Origin of the sequence: Agromyces binzhouensis (assembly GCF_004135055.1) — a bacterium.
Classification (GTDB): domain Bacteria; phylum Actinomycetota; class Actinomycetes; order Actinomycetales; family Microbacteriaceae; genus Agromyces; species Agromyces binzhouensis.
In genome coordinates this window covers 1-1,547 of sequence record NZ_SDPL01000564.1, presented here as the reverse complement: position 1 = coordinate 1,547, position 1,547 = coordinate 1, and the positions used below count along the sequence as shown (strand labels likewise).

The following is a 1,547-nucleotide window of genomic DNA, read 5'->3' as shown; positions in this document are numbered from 1 at the left end:
GTCCGCCAGCCGACCAGGAACGCCACCAGGGCGGCGGCAGCGACCGCCAGCACGCCCGCGCCGATCCACACGAGGTCCTGCGCGGCACCGCTCGACGCGGTGTCTCCGCCCTCGTCCGTCCCACCGGCCTCGGCCGTGCCCGCGACGTCGGCGCACGGCGACTCGTCGGCCCCCGAGCCCACGGGCTCGCCGTCCGCGGGCTCCCAGTCGAACCCGAACTCGCCCGAGATCGGGTGGCCGTCCGCCGAGACGACGCGCCACACGACGGTGTACTCGCCCGGCTCGCCGAGTTCGGCCGCGACGCTCGCGATCGCGCCGTCGACCGTCGCGCACTGCGTGGCGTAGTGCCGCCCGTCGGGGCCGACCACGTCCATGGCGGCCGCACCCTCGGCGTCGAGCAGCGCGTCGTTCGTCTCGAGCCAGACGACGCCCGGCTGCTCGGTGACGGTCTCCTCGCCGTCGGGCGAGATCGCGATCACGGTGTTGTGCGCGAACGCGGGCAGTGCAGGGCCGGCCACCGCGGCCAGGGCGGCGAGCGCCGCCCCGGCGACGGCGAGCGGGATGCTCCGGCGCGACATGATCGTCAGGCCTTCTTCCCGCGACGCGCGGCGATCGCGACGGTGAGGCCGGCTGCTCCCACTGCGAGGCCGGTGATGCCGAGCACACGGCCGACGACGTCGACCGGAGCCTGCGACGCCGCCGTCTGCTCGGCCTCGTGCGCCTCGGGGTGCTCGTCCGACGACGCCTCGGCATCGTCGTGGCCGTGCGCGTCGCCGGTCGACTCGGTGACCTCGATCGCCGGAGCCGGGCGCTCGGGCTCGTCGCCGTCGGCGCCCGACGGCTCGCTCCAGTCGTTCTCACCCTCGACGCAGGACTGCAGCACGGGGAACTCGAGGCGCTCGCCCGCCGCGTCCTCGGGCAGCAGGACCTGGATCTGGAAGGTCTCCCGGTAGCCGTCGGGCTGCGGCGTCGAGGCGGTGTAGACGACCTGGCCCACGCGCTCGGCGACGACGTCGCCGTGGGCGCCCTCGAGCGGCTCGTCGAGCTCGACCATGACCTTCTCGACCTGCCATCCGGGCTTCAGCGTCGGGGTGACGGACAGGATCGACTCGGGGATCTCGACGGCGTACGACGTGGTCGGCGAGGCGTCGCAACCGTGGCCCGAGGCGAACTCCAGCACGGAGTACGATCCGGCGGCGGTCGAGCTGGGCGTGACGTTGACGTGGGCCTGCGCGGCGACGGGCACGGCGAGGGCGAGCAGGGTGCCGACGCCGAGGGCGGTCGCGGCGACGGCGGTGGTGCGGGTGATGGATCGCATCGGTGTGTTCTTCTCCAAGTGGGGGTGCGCGGACGCGCTGCCGTGTCGTCGGCAGTGGTTCGGCGCGTCGGCGCGAACGGATTCGGGGTCGTGACCGCTCAGGCGGCCGCGAGTGCGGCCGGCGGACCCCGATGGCGGAGCGAGGAGAGGAGCAGGATGCCGAGGGCGGGCGGGCCGTCGCGGCGCGAGACGGGGCGAACGTGCGATCCGATGGTCGTGCGGTGCTTCT

Annotated in this window: 2 protein-coding genes; both read right to left on the bottom strand. The window is 74.5% G+C overall.

The genetic code is table 11. From position 1 onward, the window contains the following. Positions 1–578 (bottom strand): copper resistance CopC family protein (locus ESO86_RS16730; RefSeq protein WP_165308218.1); only part of this gene is annotated, 578 nt, incomplete at its 3' end. Positions 579–583: 5 nt separating this feature from the next. Next, on the bottom strand, positions 584–1,318 hold the full coding sequence (locus tag ESO86_RS16725; RefSeq protein ID WP_129235934.1) for a YcnI family copper-binding membrane protein: 735 nt from the start codon (positions 1,316–1,318) through the stop codon (positions 584–586). Between the last annotated feature and the right edge of the window lie 229 nt (positions 1,319–1,547).

Excerpts from the sequence above, each read along its gene's own strand:
- ESO86_RS16725 (WP_129235934.1), bottom strand. The coding sequence starts at position 1,318 with ATGCGATCCATCACCCGCACCACCGCCGTCGCCGCGACCGCCCTCGGC.